The sequence below is a fragment of the Streptomyces tubbatahanensis genome, from assembly GCF_022699385.1.
Classification (GTDB): domain Bacteria; phylum Actinomycetota; class Actinomycetes; order Streptomycetales; family Streptomycetaceae; genus Streptomyces; species Streptomyces diacarni.
In genome coordinates this window covers 4,611,763-4,629,790 of sequence record NZ_CP093846.1, presented here as the reverse complement: position 1 = coordinate 4,629,790, position 18,028 = coordinate 4,611,763, and the positions used below count along the sequence as shown (strand labels likewise).

Here is an 18,028-nt window from a genome sequence, read left to right as displayed (position 1 = left end):
CCGCGACGCCTCAGCCCCGGGTACGGGAGAAGTCGCCGCGCTGCACCCGTGCGGTCAGGGTGGTCTCGCCGAGGGAGCCGTATCCCGTCCCGGCCCACAGGCTCTCCTCGGCCGGTACCTCGAAGTAGGGGACGGTGCGGCCCTCGTGGGTCTGGGTCAGCACCTCGGGGGTGCGGTGGGCGGCCACGGCCGCCGCGCAGGTGCCGCAGGCGGCGACGTGCAGCGCTTCCCTGCGCCCCAGCGGACGCCAGCGGATGCGGCCCGTGGCGGGGCCGTGCAGCGGGTGGAAGAAGCACAGCGGCAGTGCGGCGCCGCCGCCGGGCTTGCGGCTCTTGCGGCCCCTTCCCCGCTCGGGCGCCGACCTGCGCAGCGCGCCGCGCCCCTCGTGGACGAGCGCGAGGACGCCCGCGAGGTCGGGTATGTCGCGTGCGGCGTCCAGGACGGCGCCGGCCGCGTCGTAGGCGTCGAGGGCGAGTTGCAGCAGTGCGCCGTCGGCCCCCTCCTCGCCGAGGTCGCGGGCGAGAAGTTCCCCGTTGTAGGCGAGCAGTTCGCGCTGTGCCCGCCGCCGCAGGTCGCCCACGCCGGCCTTGCGCGCGCTGGCGAAGACGGAGCGCGGGGAGGTGAAGGCACCACGGGCGGCGCCGCCGCGGCGCACGGCGCGCACGGCCAGGACCGCGGCGGCAAGCACGGCCAGGGCGCCCGCCGCCAGAAGCGTCGGCAGCAGCCAGGAGGTACCGCCCCCGGCCCCGTCGGCGGCCGGCCCTTCGGACAGGTCAGCCGTGGCCTTCTCGTACACCTCGTCGCCGTTGCCCGCCTCGACGATCTCCAGGGCCCGGGAGAACTTCGCGTAGAGGCTCTTGCCGTCCATGTCCTCCTGGTGTCCGACGGCGGCCACGCCCCAGTTCGCCTGGTGGGTTCCGTCGCGCGGGTACTCGCGCCCCTCCAGGAACCCGTCGGTGCCGCTGAGGGTCATGTAGACGGCTTCCTTGCGCGGGCTCTCCCCCAGCCGGTCGCGGACGACGTCGATCATCTTGCGCGGGTCCGCGTCCCAGGCGTCGCCGGTGACGAAGGGGACGACGATGACCCGCACCGGCAGTCCTGACGCCTCGATCCGCCGCTCCAGCTTGTGCTGCTCCCCGGTGGGAAACGCCTGTTCGTAGGCGGGGTCGACGTAGACAGGTGAGGTGCGCAGCGCTTCGGCTATCCGCTCGCCGGGGCTCCCGGCGGCCCGGGCCGGTGCGACGGCCCCCCACACCAGCAGCAGCGCCGCCGCGACGGCGGCAACGGCGGCGCCCAGGCCACCGGGCACGGCGGCGCGCGGGAGGCGGAAGAGACGGCCGGGCCCGCCCCGGGCGCGGCCCGTTCCGGCCGACGATCCCGAGGACGCTTCCGTGAACGTTTCAGTGGACACCCAGCTGCTCCCGTACGCGGCGGACGATCTGGTCGGCGGTCAGGCTCGCGCCCCTCCCCGTGCCGCCCCGGGCCCCGAGCGGCCCCGGCACGCGGTGGTACGGCTCGCGTGCCGCCAGGCGCCCGGAGCCTGAGGTGCGCAGGCACAGCAGCCGCGCCCCGACGGTCTGGGCGATGTGGACGGCGGACTGCACCTCGGAGGCGGAGTCGCGCGCGGCGAGCGCGGCAGCGCAGGCGGAGCACACCGGGCGGGCCCGCGCCGAACCCTCTCCCGGCAGCTCCAGCCTCCGGGTGGCGGACGCGGGACCGTGCAGCGGGTTGAGGAGGCAGAGCCGCAGTTCGGCGGGGAAGGGCAGCTCGCGGTCGCGCACGGCGGCGTGCCCCGCCCGCACCAGGGCCAGCCCGGCGGCGAGGGTGGGCGCGTCGGCGTCGGCGTCGACGCGGCTGTCGCCCTGCTGGTCGAGGAGGAGCGTCGCCGCGTCCAGACACCCCCAGGCGCGGGTGCGGACCCGGTCGTCCAGCTGTTCTGACAGCCGCTCGAACTCGGCGCTCAGCGCGTCGAGTTCCCGCCGGGCGGTACGCCGCAGCCAGCCCGTCGACGGCCGGGCCGGGGCGTGCGGCACCTCGCCCGGCGGCGGCCCGCCGCCGGGCGCGCGCGTGCCGGGGCCGCCGGGGCCCGAGCGGTTCGCCGTGCCGGTGCGCCCCGCTCCCCGGCCGCCGGTGACGGGCGCCGCCCAGCCGAGCCCCGTGCGGCGCGCGAGGCCCAGCCCGCCCGCGGTCAGCCCGAGGGCCAGCGGGCCCGCGACGGCGCCCAGCACGGCACCACCGGAAAAGTCGCCCGAGTAGAGGCCGGGCAGCGCGTCCTCCTCGACGGGGTCGGGGGCGGCCGGCGGCTCGAGGTAGGGGCCTTCGGACGAGCCCGAGGGGGCGCGGCCGACGGCGCGCAGTGCCGCGTACAGCCGCCCGTACAGCCCGTCCCCGGCCGCGGTGTCCTCCCCGTAGCGCAGTTGCTCCGTGCTGACGTGGAGCTGTCTGCTCGCGACCTTCGCGCCGTAGTTGACGAGGTCGAGACCGCCCGTCTCGGACGGGGGCGCGACAACGTACACGCCGTCGCCCGCCGTGCCCAGCCGCTGGTGGAGGCGGCGCGCGAACACCTCGCCGTCGCCCGCCGACTCGTCCTCGGGGCTAAGGGGGACGACCACCACGCGCACGGGCACGCCCCGGCGCTCAAGGCGCTGGGCGTGCGCTTCCAGCCCGGCGCGCTGCCCGCGGGTCAGCAGCCCGCTCGCGAAGGGGTCGACGTAGACGGGGTCGTCGCGCAGCGCTTCGGCGACTCTGTCGGTCCTGGCCGCCATGTCGGCGGCGGTGGGCAGCGGATCCCCGTCCGTGCGGGTGTCGTCCCACAGGAGCGGCGCTCCGACGCCGATGACGACGGCGCTCACCACCGCGGGGAGCACCGCCCCCACCAGCGGCGGTCTCGCGCCCTTTCCCTGGCGCCACCGGCGTACGTACCAGCCGGCGCCGACCCAGACCACCGGCACGCCGACCAGCAGCAGGCCGGTCAGGAAGCTCTGGTTGTCGCGGTCCGAGGGGCTGGTGTAGCGGGAGCCCGGCTCCTCGCCCGCCCGGCTCTGCGAAGCGCCGCTGTCGGCGCGCGCGGCGGCGTCGCCGGAGCGTATGACGTCGACGAAGTGGCGGAAGGCGTCCAGCGCCCCCGCGTCGTAGGGCAGTTCGAACGTGGTGGCCATGGCCGCCTCGCGGGCCTGCACGTCCACGCCGAAGGCGGCCGCGCGGGGGCTGCCGCCGTCTCCGCTGAGCAGCACGTACAGACCCCGCCGGCCCACCCGGTCGTGCACCGCCTCCAGCAGACCCTCGTCCCCGAACCTCGCCGACGCCGGCACCACCGCCACATAGGTCGGCACCCCGGTCCGCCCGGCCTCCTTCACGAAGGCGGGCTTGGCCGAGCGCGGTGTGGAGCGCGGCATCTGGTCGGAGAGGAAGACGGGGGACTTCTTCAGCTGCTCGGCCAGGTAGGCGGCGGGCGTCTCGTGCCGCTCGGCCGCGTGGGCACCGCCCGCGCCCGCGAGCCCCCCGAGCCCTCCGAGGCCCACGAGTGCGCACCACACCACCGCGCCCGCTCGCGCGCCCCACCGCCCCCGCATGCGCGCCCCCGCTTCCCCGCTGTCTTCCGGTGCTTCCCGGTGTCTCCCGGTGCCGTCCGGCTCCCGTCGGCGGCTCCATACTGGCGCGCCGCACCGCTGCCGGCGCACTCGGGCCCCCGGTTCACACCTGCGCGAACCTCCACCGGTGCACCGGGCGGGCGAGGAGATCGCCGGGCGGATCGGGGAGTTCGGGGACGTCGGCGTCGTAGGGGCCTTCCCACCAGGTGAGGACGAGGACGCGGTCGCCCGGCGCCGTGTAGTGCTCACGGCGGGAGGGCGCCGGTGCCAACTCGGCGGAGCGGGCCCACTCCAACAGCGCGGGGGCGTGGCCGTGCGCGGCCCTGGCCTCCCACATGAGAGCTACCGTCGGCATCAGGCGTAGAGGTTCTTCCTGCTCGTCTCGTGCACGTGGTCGTGGTCGTGGTCGTGCGCGTGGCTCGGGGACGGGGCGGGCACGTGCGGCTCGGTCACCGGGAGGGAGGAGTCGGCGGGCAGGTCCCAGGCGGAGGCGGCGCGGTTGCGCGCGACCATCTCGGCCCCGAGCGCGGCGACCATGGCGCCGTTGTCGGTGCACAGCTTGGGGCGGGGCACGCGCAGCGTGATACCGGCGGCGGCACAGCGCTCCTCGGCCATGGCGCGCAGCCGCGAGTTGGCGGCGACGCCGCCGCCAATCATCAGGTGGTCGACGCCCTCGTCGCGGCAGGCGCGGAGGGCCTTGCGGGTCAGCACGTCGGTGACCGCTTCCTGGAAGGAGGCGGAGACGTCGGCGACGGGCACCTCCTCACCCGCGTTGCGCCGGGCCTCGATCCAGCGCGCCACGGCGGTCTTGAGCCCGGAGAAGGAGAAGTCGTAGGGCGCGTCGCGCGGCCCGGTCAGACCGCGCGGGAAGGCGATGGCCTCGGGGTCGCCCTCCTTGGCGTACTTGTCGATGACGGGCCCGCCGGGGAAGCCCAGGTTGAGCACGCGGGCGACCTTGTCGAAGGCCTCGCCCGCCGCGTCGTCGATGGTGGAGCCGAGCGGCCGCACGTCGGCGGTGATGTCGGGCGCGAGCAGCAGCGAGGAGTGACCGCCGCTCACCAGCAGGGCCATCGTGGGCTCGGGCAGGGCCCCGTGTTCGAGCTGGTCGACGCAGATGTGCGAGGCCAGGTGGTTGACGCCGTAGAGGGGCTTGCCCAGCGCGTACGCGTACGCCTTGGCCGCCGAGACCCCGACCAGCAGGGCGCCCGCGAGGCCCGGGCCCGCGGTGACGGCGACGCCGTCGAGGTCGCTCGCCGCGATGCCGGCCTGGTCGAGCGCACGCTGGATGGTCGGAACCATCGCCTCCAGGTGCGCCCGGCTGGCGATCTCAGGGACGACGCCGCCGAAGCGCGCGTGCGTGTCCACGCTGGAGGCGACCGCGTCGGCCAGCAGCGTGTGGCCGCGCACGATTCCGACGCCTGTCTCGTCGCAGGAGGTCTCGATGCCGAGAACGAGCGGTTCGTCAGCCATGGGTGTTCGTTCCTTGGTGCGTGGTCGGGGGCGAGTGGGGAGACGAGGGCGGGGGCGGGGACGGGTTCGAGGGCGCGTCGGCCGGAGCACCCGGTGCGGTTTCCGGCGCGGCCCCCGGTCCGGATTCCGGCGGGGCGGCGTACGGCTCCGGGTCCGCGAGCCGCATCACCAGCGCGTCGACGTTCGCCGGCTGGTAGTACCCGCGCCGGATACCGAGGGGGGCGAAGCCGAAACGCTCGTAGAGGCGCTGCGCGGGCGCGTTGTCGACGCGCACCTCCAGCAGCACCTCCGCGCACGCGAAGTCGGTGGCGGCCCGCAGCAGGGCGCGCAGCAGCCGGGACCCGAGTCCCGTGCCCCGGTGGGCCGCGAGGATGCCGATGGTCTGGATGTCGCCGGTGCCCGCCACCGCGGCCAGGCCGCCGTAACCCACCAGGGAGCCGTCCGGCGCCTCGGCGACCAGATACCGCCGGGTGGCGCCCGGGCCGCGCGCGGAGGCCAGCTCCGACCAGAACATCCCCGCCGACCAGGCGTCCTCGGGAAAGAGCTCGCGCTCCAGCGCCAGCACGGGGTCGATGTCCCACCACCGCATCTCGCGCAGGGCGATACCGGTGACCGCACCGCCCCTGACCGTCTGCGCGCGGCTCACCGCGGAGTGACCACCTTGTAGCCCGCGGGCACCTGCGCGTCGGGGCGCCGCAGGTACAGCGGGCGCGGCGGCAGCAGCTCCGCGCCGCCGGCCAGCCGCTCGGCGGCGAGCCTGGCCAGCGCCGCGGCCGACTGCTCGGTGGGCAGGTCGCGGCGCACACCGCGGAAGACGGAGTCGTAGAGCACGGCGCCCGCCCCGACGGACGGCACCTCGGCGACCTGCTCCTCGATCTCGGCGGGGCGGTCCACCGCCGGCCCGTCCACTCGGGTGCGGGCGTCGTCGTACCGCGCCCAGTAGACCTCCTTGCGCCGCGCGTCCGTCGCGACGACGAAGGGCTCGTCCAGCCCCGAGGCGTACGCGAGGCCGTCCAGCGTGCACACGCCGTGCACCCGCTGGCCGAGCGCGGCCGCGAACGCCTCGGCCGTCACCAGACCGACCCGCAGCCCGGTGTAGGGCCCGGGGCCCACGCCGACGACGAGGTCGGTGACCTCGGCCAGCTTCCGCCCCGCCTCCTGGAGCACCCGCTCGACGCAGGGCAGCAGCAGTTCGCCGTGGCGGCGGGCGTCGACCCGGTGGGCGGCGGCGAGCGTGCGGTCGCCGTCGGCGTCGTGGAGGGCGACGGTCACGGCGGGTGTGGCGGTATCCAGCGCGAGCATCAACACCCGACCAGCCTACGGCGCCCGCGCCCCACCCCCGGCCTGTTCCCCCCTTTCTCACCCGTTCCGGGCGCTCCGGAGGGGGCGCGGGACAGGTCTCAGGGCCTGTCCCAGGCCGCCGGCTACCGCCCGGCGGCCGTCTTGCCGAAGGGGATGTCGGAGCCCGTCAGCTCGGCGCGGATGCCCTCCTTGACGACGGAGACGCCGCGCAGCCGCACGTCCCCCGGCAGGTCGGGCAGAGTGAGGTGCAGCGCCAGCTTGTCCGCGAGCTTCGGTTCCTCGATCTTCTTGAGCGCCTCCACCAGCGCCGGATCGATACCGACCTTCCTCAGCAGCTGGGGGTGCGCGACGACGACGTCGAGCATGTTGAGCCGCATCACCTTGTCCACGAACCTGGGCGCCCCCGTCACCCGGTGCAGCTCGCGCTCGCTGTGCCGGACCCGCTCGGCCCGCTCGGGGGTGAGCCCGAACCGCTGCGCGATCGAGCGCACGCCGAACAGCGCGCGCGCCTTGGCGGCGTCGTGCTGGATGCGTTCGGCCAGCGGACGGGACAGCCGCAGGCCCGCGTCCTTTCCGGTGCCCGGCGTGAAGCTGAACAGGCCGGGGACGACCAGCCGCATCTCGTCCACGGTGGTGCCCACCCCGTGGTCGCCGGTGCGCTGGAGCTGGGCGCGGGCGCGGACCTTGACCACGGCTCCGGCGACGGGCAGCTCGCCCGCGGCCCGCACGGTGTGCGCGCCGCCCGCGGTGAACGCCACCTGCGAGGTGCCCAGTTCGCGGTCGAGGTCGTCGAAGTCGAGCAGCACGTCGCCCTTCATCCGGCCCAGGACCGCGCCGCGGACGGACGACGGGGCGTCGCCGACGATCTTCACGTCCCGCACGTCGCCGCTGACCTGGGCGACGGAGACCCGGCCCGCGGGAACGTCGGGGATCGCGGCTTCGACGTGGTCGAGGCGGCCGCGCGCCACCTGGGTCAGGAAGGGGAAGCCGTTGATGTGGACCTCGGGCCTCGCGTGCAGGTGCAGCGAGTCCTGCACCTTCTCCGCCGCCTTGCCCTCGGCGTAGAGCGCGGCCCAGCGGTCGCCGACCGCCAGGAAGGCCAGCAGCGTGCAGCAGGCGATGACGACCTTCACGGTCCGCGTCAGCCGGGAGCGGCGGCGCCGCCGCACCGCGCGCAGGTGCGGCATCCGGTCCTCGTAGGCGGGCTCGGCGGGCTCGTCGTAATCCGAGCGCACGCCGAAGCCGAGTCCGCTCAGCCCGCCCTCGTCCGCGCGGCCGTACGGCGCGTCGCGACCGTAGGGTACGTCGCGGTCGTACGGCGCGTCGTGGGGGCGGCCGTAGGCGCCGTCGTGGGACGGGCCGGGGGCGCCGGGGGGCGGGTCGTCCGCGAGGGCGGCGAGTTCCTCGTACGGGTTGGCCGGGCGTGCGGCGGCCGCGGGGTCCCCGAGCGGATCGGGGATTTTCGGTATGGGGGTTGTGGAGTGTGCCGATGAACCGTGGGGGGTCATCGGCACATGCGAACACAGGCGCGGCCGTTACTCAAAGTTCCCGCCCGGGCCACCTCGTGGCCACCCTCGTGGTCACCAGCCGCGCGACCAGCGGGGCGTGCCGCGCCTGCTGCTACCGTCGAGCGGAGACGGCGGACGGCTCCCCGGGGAGCCGACAGGAGAGGTGGCGGCACACGGTGGCACGCAGCAGCGGCGGCAGCGCGGGAGTGGTCGTGGCCGGGCTGACCGCAGCGGCCCTGGCCGTGATCGGGTTCTTCGCCTACCAGGCCTCGGCCGCCCAGGACCGCGCCGAGAGGCCGTCCGCCGCGAAGACGGCCAAGCCGTCCCCCGGTGACGACGGCGGCGACGACGCGAAGGGCCACGCCCCCTCCAAGAAGGAGACGGCGCTGCCGCCCCGTTCCGGCGAGGGTCTGCGCGTCGTCTACGCGCTGGAACGGCAGCGGGTGTGGCTGGTCGGCAAGGACGGCAAGGCCACCCGCACCTTCGAGGTGGCGCCCAGCTCGGTCAGCCCGCGGCCGGGCACCTACGAGGTGACCTCGCGTTCCTCGCATGTGAAGGGCTCCGACGGGGTGCCCGTGGAGAACGTCGTCAGGTTCGCCAGTGTCGACGGCGTCACCATCGGCTTCAGCGCCGCGCTCGACGGTTCCACCCCCGACCCTGACACCTCGCGCAAGACGGGCGGCATCCGCGAGAAGCGCGCGGACGGCGAGGCGCTGTGGCTGCACGCGCCCATCGGCACCCGCGTCGTCGTGGTGAGCTGACCGTCGTCGTGGTGAGCTGACCGTCGCGGTGCGCTGACCGTCGTGGTGCGCTGACCCGAGCCGACGTGCCGACGCCCTCCGGGCCCGGTGGCAGCTCCAGGTGACAGCTCCGGGCGTCAGCTCCGGTGCGGGGCGGCCGCCTCGGCTTCGCCGCCGGAAGCGGCCTGCGGCGGGGGGCTGGAGACGGCGGCCGCCGCGGCGCAGGACGCGAGCAGCTCGCTCATGGGCGGAGTGCCGGGCACCGGCGCGGTCGCTTCGGCGGGCACCGCGTCGTCCCGCTCCGGCTGGTGCCCGGGATTCTGTGCGGTCATGGCTCCTCCAGGGGCATCAGCACGGTGGCACTTAGGCATACCTAACCGTGCTCTCACCTCCCATGGGACCATGCCCTGTACCGACCGCGCAACATCTTGCCGACACCCTGTCGGGATAGGCGGCCCGCTCAGACCGAGGACGCCAGGTCCTCCCCGGCCCAGCGCTCCCCCACCCCGACGAGCGTGACGGTCCGCACGTCCTCGGCGGCCCCTGCCTCGTCCCCGGCAGCCGCCCTCGCGTCCTCGGCGGCCCCTGCCTCAGCTCCGATCGTGCGGGAGATGAGGACCCGCAGCCGGTCCTCGGTCAGCTCCTCGACCTTGCCCTCGCCCCACTCGACGACGACCACCGACTCGGGCAGCGAGACGTCGAGGTCCAGGTCCTCCATCTCCTCCAGCCCGCCGCCGAGCCGGTAGGCGTCGACGTGGACGAGGGGCGGCCCGTCCGTCAGCGACGGGTGGACGCGGGCGATGACGAACGTGGGCGACGTCACGGCGCCGCGCACCCCCAGGCCCTCGCCCAAGCCCCGGGTCAACGTCGTCTTGCCCGCGCCGAGTTCACCCGTGAGCATGACGAGGTCGCCGGCGCGCAGCAGCCCCGCGAGACGTACGCCGAGGGCGCGCATGCCCTCCGCGGTCGGCACGGTGACGGTGACCTCCTGCCGCGTACCGCCGTGCGCGGGGGTCTCAGGGGCGCGGTCGTCGCCGTGCGGGGCCTGCGGGGCCGGGGCGGGATGCTGGTGGTGCGGTGCTTCCATGCGTCCGGATGGTACGCGCCAGCAACCGGGCCAGGTGGCCGTTGACCTCCTCGGGGCGCTCCAGCATGAGCAGGTGCCCCGTCGCCTCCAGGAGCACGAAAGCGGCGCGCGGCAGAGCCGCCGCGATGCGTTCGCTGTGCTCACTCGGGGTCATCAGATCGCGGTCCCCGGCCATCACCAGCGTCTGCGGGCCCGACGCCGTGCCGAAGGCCGCCAGCGCCGCCGTCTTCTCGTGCTCGGCGAAGGCGGGGTAGAAGTCCGCGACCACGTCCACCGGCACCGACTCGATCAGCCGCTCCGCGAACCTGGCCACGCCCGCGTCGACCTCCCTGGGGCTGCCGAAGGAGTACCGCTTCACCAGCCCGGCGAACAGGTCCGCGCTCGCCCGGCGCCCCCGCTCCACCAGCTCGGAACGCGCCGCCAGCGCCCGCAGCACCCCGGGCACCACCCGTCTGACCGCGCGCGCTCCGGCCGCGGGGAGCCCGTAGGTCACCTCGGCGAGGCCGCCGGCGCTGGTGCCCAGGAGCGCGACGCCCGCGACCCGCTCGGCGACGAAGCGCGGGTACTGCTCGGCGAGCGCCATCAACGTCATCCCGCCCATCGAGTGCCCGACCAGCACCAGGGGCCCCTCCGGCGCGGCGGCGTCGAGGACGGCCTTCAGGTCGCGCCCCAGCAGATCGATGGAGACCCGCTCCCCCACCGGCGCGCGCGCCGAACGCCCGTGGCTGCGCTGGTCCCAGTAGACGCACCGCACCTTCCCGCGCAGCGCGGCCCGCTGGAAGTGCCACACGTCCTGGCCCAGGCAGTAGCCGTGCGAGAAGACCACGGTCACCGGCGGCGGATCCGGCGAGGGCCCGGGCGGCGGGTCCTGGTCCTGGTCCTGGTCCTGGTCCTGGTCCTGGTCCTGGTCCTGGTCCTGCGGAGAAGCATCCGGCTCGTCCGTCTCGTAGTACAGCTCCGTGCCGTCCTCGGCGCTGACGCTGCCCGGGGTGCCGCGCAGCGAGCCGTAGGGGGCGGCGGCGTCGAGCGCGAGCCGTGCCCTGCGGCGGACGGCGCGGTGCACGGTGAGGCGTTCGAGGGCGACACCGGCGGCCGCGATCCCGAGGGCGGCGCCGGCCAGCCCCACCCCGCGCGGCCGGCCCGTGCCCCCTGTTGCCGGTGGTACGGGCGGCGCGCCGGGGTGCGGGCGCGCACCCGACGCGGCGGCTTCCGCCGTGCGCCACGCCTGCCGGGCCGCGGCCACGGCCCCCGTCGCGTCGGCCGCGTGCACCGCCGACCGCGCCCCGCCGTCCTCGCCCATGACCGCCCCGTCTCTCGTCCGTGCGCGTACGCCCCGGTCACCCAGGGTGGTGACCCGCCCTGCTCACACGTCCTGGTTGGCGTATACCCGCGGCACGCGGGCGCTGATCCGGGTGACGATCTCGTAGGAGATGGTGCCCGCAGCGCGCGCCCAGTCCTCCGCCGTCGGCTCGCCCTGGTCGCCGGGGCCGAAGAGGACGGCGCGGTCGCCCGCCGAGGCGGAGTCACCGCCCAGGTCGACGACGAACTGGTCCATGGCGAGGCGCCCGGTCACCGTGCGCCACGCGCCCGCCACCAGTACGGGTCCGCCGCCGGAGGCGTGCCGGGGAAGGCCGTCGCCGTAACCGAGCGGGACGAGGCCCAGCGTCGTCTCGCCCGCTGTGGTGTAGGTGTGCCCGTAACTGATGCCGTGTCCGCCCGGCACCCGCTTGACGAGCGCGAGCGAGGCGCTGAGCGTCATGGCCGGACGCAGACCGAGGGACTCGGCGGTGCCGACCTCGGGGGACGGCGAGAGGCCGTAGACGGAGACACCGGGGCGCACCAGGTCGAAGTGCGAGGAGGGGAGCGTGAGCGTCGCCGGCGAGTTCGCGTGGTGGCGCACCTCAGGGTCGAGCCCGGCCCGCTCCGCGACGGACAGCGCCGTGTGGAAGGCGGCGAGCTGCGCGGCGTTGGCGGGGTGACCCGGTTCGTCGGCACAGGCGAAGTGCGACCAGATGCCCGTCACCTTCACGGCGCCCTCCGCCTCGGCCGCCCGGGCCGCCGCCACCAGTTGGGGCCAGTCGGCGGGCTGGCAGCCGCCGCGCCCCAGGCCGGTGTCGGCTTTCAGGTGCACGCGGGCCGTGCGTCCGCTCGCGCGGGCGGCGGCGACGATCTCGGTGAGCGCCCAGGTGCCGCTCGCGGAGACGTCGATGTCCCGGCTGAGGGCCTCCTGCCAGGGCCCGCCGGGGGTCCACAGCCAGCACATGAGGCGGCCACGGTCACCGGCGTCCCGCAGCGCGAAGGCCTCCTGGGGGGTGGCGGTGCCGATCCAGGTGGCTCCCGCCTGGCGCGCGGCCCGCGCGCAGGCCTGCGCACCGTGCCCGTACCCGTCCGCTTTGACGACCGCCATCAGCTCGGCGTGCGGCGCGTACCCGCGCAGCGTGCGCACGTTGTCCCGGACAGCCGCCAGGTCGATCTCGGCCCGCGCCCGCACCCGGGCCCCCTCCTGCGCGTCCCCGGGCTCCTCCTGCCAGGTCGTGCCCCGCGCGGAGGCGACGTGCGGCGTCCCGGCCGCGACGGCGGCACCCGCGCCGGAGGGAGCGGAGGCGCGCGCGTGCTCGTGGGCCTGTCGGACGTCGTTCACCGCTTCAGTGTCGCAGGTCCGCCCGCCGTTCCCGTCCCGCCGGCTCCCCCGGCCACAGGACGCCGGAGCCGTTGACCGCCCGCCGACAATGGTGGGCGTGACATGGACGATCGGACCCGAATCCGTTACCAGTCCGGACGCCGTCGAAGCGCTCGTGACCTACACCACCGAGATGGCGAGCCGCTACTACGGGCGCCCCGCGACCGGTCCTGAGGTCGACTCGGCCGTCGCGGAGCACCCCGTCGACGACCTGGTTCCGCCGCGCGGACGGTTCCTGCTGGCCCGCGCGGACAAGGACGGCACCGTCGCCGGGTGCATAGCCGTGGCCCTGGTCTCGGAGCACACCGCGGAGATACGCCGCTTCTGGGTGGCCCCGCACACCCGCCGCGGCGGCCTGGGCGCCCTGCTGGTCGCCGCCGCCGAGAACGCGGCGCTCGGCATGGGCGCACGGGCGGTACGGCTGGACACCCGGCGCGACCTCACGGAGGCCAGGCGGCTGTACGCGCGGCTGGGGTACGAGGAGATCGAGCCGTTCAACGACTCCCCGTACGCCGACCACTGGTTCGGCAAGCCGCTGCGGCGCAAGCTCGGACACATACCCGAGCAGGCGGCCTCACCCGAGTAGGCCGGCGCAGCCGGGGGCGCGGGCCGGCGCTATCCCGCCCGCAGGACGTCCTGCCACGCGGGCGGCAGCGCGTCGGCGACGTCCGTGGCGGAGGGCGGGTCGGGGGCGAGGCGGCCGGCGAGGCCGTGCACGTAGGCGGCGACGGACGCCGCGTCGCGGGCGGTCAGCCCGGTGGCCAGCAGGCCCCCCGCGAGGCCGGTCAGCACGTCGCCGCTGCCCGCGGTGGCCAGCCGGCTCGTCCCCGTGGCGTTCACCCGGACGGGGGGCGCCTGGCCCGTGGAGCCGTCGGGGGGCGCGGCGATCAGCGTCGTGGAGCCCTTGAGCAGCACGGTCGCGCCCGTGTGCGCCGCCAGGTCCCGCGCGGCTGCCAGCCGTCCGGCCTCGACCTGCTCGCGTGCGACGCCCAGCAGCGCGGAGGCCTCGCCCGCGTGCGGGGTCAGCAGCGTGGGCGCCGTGCGGGCGCGGACGGTCTCCACGTCCATCAGCCGCAGCCCGTCCGCGTCCACGAGGACGGGCACGTCGTGGGCGAGCACCTCTTCGACGGCGCGCCGCGAGGCCGGTTCGTCGCCCAGGCCCGGGCCGATCGCCCACGCCTGGACGCGGCCCGCGTGCTGCGGCGGCCCCTCGGAGACCAGCGTCTCGGGGAAGCGCGCGAGGACCGCGTCCTGGCCGGGCCCCACGTAGCGCACGGCTCCGGCGCCGCTGCGCAGGGCGCCCGCGACGGCCAGTACGGCGGCGCCCGGGTAGCGCGCCGAGCCGGCGACGACACCCACGACGCCGCGCCGGTACTTGTCGGTCTCCGCCGTGGGGTGCGGCAGCAGCGCGGCCACGTCCGCGTGCTGGAGCGCCTCGACGTCCGCGACGGGAGGCAGGTGGGGGCCGAGGCCGATGTCGATCAGCCGGACGGCACCGGCGCGCTCCCGCGCCGGGTCGACGAGCAGTCCCGGCTTGTACGCGCCGAAGGTGACCGTGGCGGCGGCGTCCACGGCCGCGCCGGCGACCTCGCCGGTGTCGGCGTCCACCCCGCTGGGCAGGTCGACCGCGACGAGGGGCACCCCGGCCTCCCGTACCGCGTCGGCCAGCTCCACGGCCGCGGGCCGCAGTCCTCCCCTGCCGCCGATGCCGACGATGCCGTCGACCACCAGGTCGGCCCGGGCGAGGAGGGCGACGAGCGGTGCGGCGGTGCCCTCGACCACCGCGCCCGGTGCCACCACCGTGCGCCCCGAGGCGGCCCGCAACGCCGCCAGCCCACCCTCGTGCGCGCGCTCGGGCGACAGCAGTACGGCAGTCACTCCGGCGCCCCGCCGCGCCAGCCTGGCGCCCGCGTACAGGGCGTCACCGCCGTTGTCGCCGCTGCCCACCAGGAGCACCACGCGTGCGCCGTAGACCCGCCCCAGCAGCCCCGCGCACGCCGCGGCGAGACCGGCCGCGGCCCGCCGCATCAGCGCCCCGTCGGGCAGCGCCGCCATCAGCTCCCGCTCGGCGGCGCGCACGGTCTCCACGCCGTAACCAGTCCTCATGCCCCCAGTGTGACCTCTGCCTCAACCGGCCGCGTTCCCAGGGCCCTGGTCGCGCCGAGGACGGGCCGCGGCCGGGTCGCCCTCGGCGACGACGACGGCCGAGGCGACCCCCGCGTCGTGCGAGAGGGACACGTGCCAGCTGCTGACGCCCAGCTCGGCGGCGCGCTCGGCGACCGTTCCGCACACCCGCAGATACGGCTGCCCCGTCGCGGCGGCGCACACTTCGGCGTCCGTCCACCGCAATCCGCCGGGCGCCCCCAGCGCCTTGGCCAACGCCTCCTTGGCGGCGAACCTGGCGGCCAGCGAGGCCGTACCGCGCCGCTGACCGCTGGGCAGCCACAGCTCGCGCCCGACGAAGAGCCGGTCCGCCATGGTGGGGGTGCGCTCCAGCGCGGCGGCGAAGCGGTCGATCTCCGCGACGTCGATTCCCACCCCGATGATCACCGCTGCCTCACTCCCGCGCCTCGTCGCCTCGTCGCCTCGTCGCCTCGTTCAGGAGGCCCGTGCCACGGCACACCGCCGTCGGGGCGAGGGTACGCGCAGCGCGCCCGGACGCCGCGGCACCCACCCGCGGCTCAGGCCCCCGCGCGGGACGCGGTCACTGGGCGCGGGCCATGCGCTCTATGGCGTCCTCCATCAGCTCCAGATACTCCGACTCCTCGCAGCGCGGTTTGCTGCCCATCACGTACAGCTCCAGCGAGTCGGTCAGGTCCTCCGTCAGGTCCTCGTCGGGCAGGCCGTCGGCGAGGTCGCTGTAGACGTGCCCGGCGAAGCCGGACAGCTGGTCGGTGCGGGCGGCGCGCCGGATGCGGGGGCGACGTATGCGACTCAGGGGGCGTGACATGAGCGGAACATAGCGGCAATTCCACCCCACGTACACCTTCTGCGGGCCTCTCATCCGATCGCGCTGCCATCCGGGCAGGTCAGGCACGCGCGCGGCCGCCGTCTTCGGCCGGGCCGCCCCGCGGGTGAGCACCCGGCGGCGACCCCGCAGAATGGCGGACGTGTCCACGAAGCCGTACGTCGACCTCAGCCGCGCGGACTGGAGCGCCCTGCGCGAGCGCACCCCCCTCCCGCTGACCGCCGCCGAGGTCGAGGCCCTGCGCGGACTCGGCGACGTCATCGACCTCGACGAGGTGCGGGACATCTACCTGCCGCTGGCCCGGCTGCTGCACCTGTACGTCGAGGCCACGCACGGGCTGCGCGAAGCGCTCAACACCTTCCTCACCGACCCCCGCTCCCCCGGCAGCCCGCCGCAGCGCGGCACCCCCTTCGTCATCGGGGTCGCCGGCAGCGTCGCCGTCGGCAAGTCCACCGTCTCGCGGCTCCTGCAAGCGCTGCTCGCCCGCCCCCAGCCCGAGGCCGAGGGGCACCCGCGACCGGAAGCGCCGCGCGTCGAACGCGTGACCACGGACGGCTTCCTGCTGCCCAAGGCCGAACTGGAACGACGCGGCCTGATGTCCCGCAAGGGCTTCCCCGAGTCCTACGACCGCCGCGCCCTCACCCGCTTCGTGGCCGACGTCAAGGCCGGCAAACCCGAGGTGACGGCCCCCGTCTACTCCCACCTGGTCTACGACATCGTCCCCGGCGAGCACCTGACCGTGCGCCGCCCCGACATCCTGATCGTCGAGGGCCTCAACGTCCTCCAACCCGCGCTGCCCGGCAAGGACCACCGCACCCGGGTGGCCGTCGCCGACTACTTCGACTTCTCCGTGTACGTGGACGCGCGCACCGCGGACATCGAGCGGTGGTACCTGCACCGCTTCCGCGAGCTGCGCCAGACGGCCTTCCAGAACCCGCGCTCGTACTTCCACACCTACACCGGCGTCAGCGAGGAAGAGGCCCTCGACTACGCCCGCACCACCTGGCGCACCGTCAACGAACCCAACCTCCGCGAGAACATAGCCCCCACCCGCGGCCGAGCGACCCTCCAGCTGCACAAGGGCCCCGACCACACGGTGGAGAGGCTGTCCCTGCGCAAGCTGTGAGGGCCGCGCCCCGCGGTCTTCCCCGGGGCCTCAGCCCAGCGCGCGCTTGACCACGTCGGCGAGCCGCCCGGCCACCGCCCGCGCGTGCTCGATGTCGGCGGCCTCCACCATCACCCGCACCAGCGGTTCGGTCCCCGAGGGGCGCAGCAGCACCCGCCCGGTCTCCCCCAGCTCCCGCTCCGCCTCGGCGACGGAGGACACCAGCTCGGAGGCGGACTCGACCCGCGACTTGTCCACGTCGGACACGTTCACCAGCACCTGCGGCAGCCGCTCCATGACCCCGGCCAGCTCGGCGAGCGAGCGGCCCGTCGCCGCCACGCGGGCGGCCAGCATGAGCCCGGTGAGCGTGCCGTCACCCGTGGTCGCGTGGTCGAGGACGATCACGTGCCCGGACTGCTCGCCGCCCAGCGAGAACCCGCCGTGCTTCATCTCCTCCAGCACGTAGCGGTCGCCCACCGCCGTGCGGGCCAGCTCGATGCCCTCGCGCTCCATGGCCAGCTTGAAGCCGAGGTTGGACATCACCGTGGCCACGACGGTGTCCTTGCGCAGCTGCCCGGCCTCCTTCATGGCCAAAGCCAGCACCGCGAGGATCTGGTCCCCGTCCACCTCGTGCCCCTCGGCGTCGACGGCCAGACAGCGGTCCGCGTCGCCGTCGTGCGCCACCCCGAGGTCGGCGCCGCTGCGCACGACCGCGTCGCGCAGCCCGTCGAGGTGGGTGGAGCCGCAATCGTCGTTGATGTTGAGCCCGTCGGGGTCGGTGCCGATGGTCACCACGTCGGCTCCGGCCCGCGCGAACGCCTCGGGGGACACCCGCGCCGCGGCGCCGTGCGCCCCGTCGATGACGACCTTCAGCCCGTCCAGCCGGTTGGGCAGCACACCGACGAGGTGGGCGACGTAGTTGTCGAAACCCTCGTCGTAGTCCCTGACCCGGCCGACGCCCGCACCGAGAGGACGCTCCCACGCCTGGCCGCCCGCGTGCTCGCGGTAGAGGGCCTCGATGCGGTCCTCCAGCTCGTCGGCCAGCTTGTGGCCGCCGCGGGCGAAGAACTTGATGCCGTTGTCGGGCATCGGATTGTGGCTGGCCGAGAGCATCACGCCCAGGTCGGCGCCGAGGGAACCGGTCAGATAGGCGACGGCCGGGGTGGGCAGCACGCCGACGCGCAGCACGTCCACCCCCGCGCTGGCCAGCCCGGCCACGACGGCGGCCTCCAGGAACTCGCCCGAGGCACGCGGATCCCGTCCGACGACGGCCACCGGACGGGTGGTGTCCCGCGCCGCCTCGGCGCTCGCCCCCGCCTTCGCCTCGGTCAGCACGTGGGCCGCCGCGACGGACAGCCCGAGCGCCAGCTCGGCCGTCAGCCCCGCGTTCGCGACACCGCGTACACCGTCGGTTCCGAAGAGTCGTGCCACTGTCGTTCCTCCGAGTTCTCCGGGCGTTCACCGGGCGGGCGTGGGAAGCCCGGCACACCAGATATACGCCCCGTTGTCAGCGTGACGGCGCGGGCACCGCCACGGGGGCCCGCAGGGCGGCCCGGATGCCCGAACGCGCACACGCCC

Annotated in this window: 18 protein-coding genes; 3 read left to right on the top strand and 15 right to left on the bottom strand. The window is 75.5% G+C overall.

All coding sequences use genetic code 11. The features are described from left to right. Positions 1–10: 10 nt before the first annotated feature. From MMF93_RS20015 to MMF93_RS19985, 7 genes are all read right to left on the bottom strand, one after another. Positions 11–1,411, bottom strand: a complete 1,401-nt coding sequence (locus tag MMF93_RS20015; protein ID WP_423835479.1) for a hypothetical protein — start codon at positions 1,409–1,411, stop codon at positions 11–13. Beyond that, positions 1,401–3,521: a hypothetical protein gene (locus tag MMF93_RS20010; protein WP_242753455.1), complete on the bottom strand. Its 2,121-nt coding sequence runs from the start codon at positions 3,519–3,521 to the stop codon at positions 1,401–1,403. Before MMF93_RS20010 ends, MMF93_RS20015 begins: the two co-directional genes overlap by 11 nt. A 172-nt stretch (positions 3,522–3,693) precedes the next feature. Next, entirely contained in the window at positions 3,694–3,945 is a 252-nt protein-coding gene (locus tag MMF93_RS20005; protein ID WP_242753454.1) for a hypothetical protein, read from the bottom strand. Then, positions 3,945–5,060, bottom strand: a complete 1,116-nt coding sequence (gene tsaD, locus MMF93_RS20000; protein ID WP_242753452.1) for a tRNA (adenosine(37)-N6)-threonylcarbamoyltransferase complex transferase subunit TsaD — start codon at positions 5,058–5,060, stop codon at positions 3,945–3,947. The genes MMF93_RS20005 and tsaD overlap by 1 nt, the downstream gene beginning before the upstream one ends. Beyond that, complete coding sequence (gene rimI, locus MMF93_RS19995; RefSeq protein ID WP_242757668.1) at positions 5,053–5,649, bottom strand: ribosomal protein S18-alanine N-acetyltransferase; 597 nt, start codon at positions 5,647–5,649, stop codon at positions 5,053–5,055. Before rimI ends, tsaD begins: the two co-directional genes overlap by 8 nt. A gap of 53 nt (positions 5,650–5,702) precedes the next feature. Further along, the gene (tsaB, locus tag MMF93_RS19990) at positions 5,703–6,368 is read right to left on the bottom strand and encodes a tRNA (adenosine(37)-N6)-threonylcarbamoyltransferase complex dimerization subunit type 1 TsaB (protein ID WP_242753451.1); all 666 of its coding nucleotides are present in this window, start codon (positions 6,366–6,368) and stop codon (positions 5,703–5,705) included. 116 nt (positions 6,369–6,484) lie between these two features. Further along, positions 6,485–7,870, bottom strand: a complete 1,386-nt coding sequence (locus tag MMF93_RS19985) for an LmeA family phospholipid-binding protein (RefSeq protein WP_242753450.1) — start codon at positions 7,868–7,870, stop codon at positions 6,485–6,487. A 176-nt stretch (positions 7,871–8,046) separates the two neighbouring features. Between MMF93_RS19985 and MMF93_RS19980 the strand changes: the two genes are divergently transcribed. After that, entirely contained in the window at positions 8,047–8,631 is a 585-nt protein-coding gene (locus tag MMF93_RS19980) for a L,D-transpeptidase (RefSeq protein WP_242753449.1), read from the top strand. A 116-nt stretch (positions 8,632–8,747) separates the two neighbouring features. Here MMF93_RS19980 and MMF93_RS19975 read toward each other — a convergent pair whose 3' ends face one another. The 4 genes from MMF93_RS19975 to alr form a co-directional block, all read right to left on the bottom strand. Further along, positions 8,748–8,942, bottom strand: coding sequence for a hypothetical protein (locus tag MMF93_RS19975; protein ID WP_242753445.1), 195 nt, complete (start codon positions 8,940–8,942; stop codon positions 8,748–8,750). Positions 8,943–9,070: 128 nt separating this feature from the next. Continuing rightward, on the bottom strand, positions 9,071–9,697 hold the full coding sequence (gene tsaE, locus MMF93_RS19970) for a tRNA (adenosine(37)-N6)-threonylcarbamoyltransferase complex ATPase subunit type 1 TsaE (RefSeq protein ID WP_242753444.1): 627 nt from the start codon (positions 9,695–9,697) through the stop codon (positions 9,071–9,073). Beyond that, positions 9,627–10,997, bottom strand: coding sequence for an alpha/beta fold hydrolase (locus MMF93_RS19965; RefSeq protein ID WP_242753440.1), 1,371 nt, complete (start codon positions 10,995–10,997; stop codon positions 9,627–9,629). Before MMF93_RS19965 ends, tsaE begins: the two co-directional genes overlap by 71 nt. Positions 10,998–11,060: 63 nt before the next feature. After that, on the bottom strand, positions 11,061–12,188 hold the full coding sequence (gene alr, locus MMF93_RS19960; protein ID WP_242757667.1) for an alanine racemase: 1,128 nt from the start codon (positions 12,186–12,188) through the stop codon (positions 11,061–11,063). A gap of 238 nt (positions 12,189–12,426) precedes the next feature. Here alr and MMF93_RS19955 point away from each other — a divergent pair, with 238 nt between their 5' ends. Continuing rightward, on the top strand, positions 12,427–12,963 hold the full coding sequence (locus MMF93_RS19955; RefSeq protein ID WP_242753438.1) for a GNAT family N-acetyltransferase: 537 nt from the start codon (positions 12,427–12,429) through the stop codon (positions 12,961–12,963). 29 nt (positions 12,964–12,992) lie between these two features. On the opposite strand, the gene MMF93_RS19950 is transcribed toward MMF93_RS19955, so the two are convergent. The 3 genes from MMF93_RS19950 to MMF93_RS19940 all read right to left on the bottom strand — a co-directional run bounded on the left by MMF93_RS19950 (position 12,993) and on the right by MMF93_RS19940 (position 15,327). Beyond that, positions 12,993–14,483, bottom strand: a complete 1,491-nt coding sequence (locus tag MMF93_RS19950; protein ID WP_242753436.1) for an NAD(P)H-hydrate dehydratase — start codon at positions 14,481–14,483, stop codon at positions 12,993–12,995. 21 nt (positions 14,484–14,504) lie between these two features. After that, a complete protein-coding gene (locus MMF93_RS19945) occupies positions 14,505–14,927 on the bottom strand; it encodes a holo-ACP synthase (RefSeq protein WP_242753434.1) in 423 nt (140 codons plus the stop codon). A gap of 154 nt (positions 14,928–15,081) precedes the next feature. Beyond that, the gene (locus tag MMF93_RS19940; protein ID WP_242753432.1) at positions 15,082–15,327 is read right to left on the bottom strand and encodes a hypothetical protein; all 246 of its coding nucleotides are present in this window, start codon (positions 15,325–15,327) and stop codon (positions 15,082–15,084) included. A gap of 151 nt (positions 15,328–15,478) precedes the next feature. Here MMF93_RS19940 and coaA point away from each other — a divergent pair, with 151 nt between their 5' ends. Next, a complete protein-coding gene (coaA, locus tag MMF93_RS19935; protein ID WP_242753430.1) occupies positions 15,479–16,471 on the top strand; it encodes a type I pantothenate kinase in 993 nt (330 codons plus the stop codon). A 30-nt stretch (positions 16,472–16,501) separates the two neighbouring features. Here coaA and glmM read toward each other — a convergent pair whose 3' ends face one another. Then, on the bottom strand, positions 16,502–17,881 hold the full coding sequence (glmM, locus tag MMF93_RS19930; protein WP_242753428.1) for a phosphoglucosamine mutase: 1,380 nt from the start codon (positions 17,879–17,881) through the stop codon (positions 16,502–16,504). Between the last annotated feature and the right edge of the window lie 147 nt (positions 17,882–18,028).

What these genes read in the sequence shown, in the direction of transcription:
- MMF93_RS19985 (WP_242753450.1), bottom strand. Translation starts at nt 7,870, where the DNA reads ATGACCCCCCACGGTTCATCGGCACACTCCACAACCCCCATACCGAAA.
- MMF93_RS19955 (WP_242753438.1), top strand. Translation starts at nt 12,427, where the DNA reads ATGGTGGGCGTGACATGGACGATCGGACCCGAATCCGTTACCAGTCCG.
- MMF93_RS20005 (WP_242753454.1), bottom strand. Translation starts at nt 3,945, where the DNA reads ATGCCGACGGTAGCTCTCATGTGGGAGGCCAGGGCCGCGCACGGCCAC.
- MMF93_RS19940 (WP_242753432.1), bottom strand. Translation starts at nt 15,327, where the DNA reads ATGTCACGCCCCCTGAGTCGCATACGTCGCCCCCGCATCCGGCGCGCC.
- tsaE (WP_242753444.1), bottom strand. Translation starts at nt 9,697, where the DNA reads ATGGAAGCACCGCACCACCAGCATCCCGCCCCGGCCCCGCAGGCCCCG.
- MMF93_RS19965 (WP_242753440.1), bottom strand. Translation starts at nt 10,997, where the DNA reads ATGGGCGAGGACGGCGGGGCGCGGTCGGCGGTGCACGCGGCCGACGCG.
- MMF93_RS19950 (WP_242753436.1), bottom strand. Translation starts at nt 14,483, where the DNA reads ATGAGGACTGGTTACGGCGTGGAGACCGTGCGCGCCGCCGAGCGGGAG.
- coaA (WP_242753430.1), top strand. Translation starts at nt 15,479, where the DNA reads ATGGCGGACGTGTCCACGAAGCCGTACGTCGACCTCAGCCGCGCGGAC.
- tsaD (WP_242753452.1), bottom strand. Translation starts at nt 5,060, where the DNA reads ATGGCTGACGAACCGCTCGTTCTCGGCATCGAGACCTCCTGCGACGAG.
- rimI (WP_242757668.1), bottom strand. Translation starts at nt 5,649, where the DNA reads ATGCGGTGGTGGGACATCGACCCCGTGCTGGCGCTGGAGCGCGAGCTC.
- MMF93_RS19975 (WP_242753445.1), bottom strand. Translation starts at nt 8,942, where the DNA reads ATGACCGCACAGAATCCCGGGCACCAGCCGGAGCGGGACGACGCGGTG.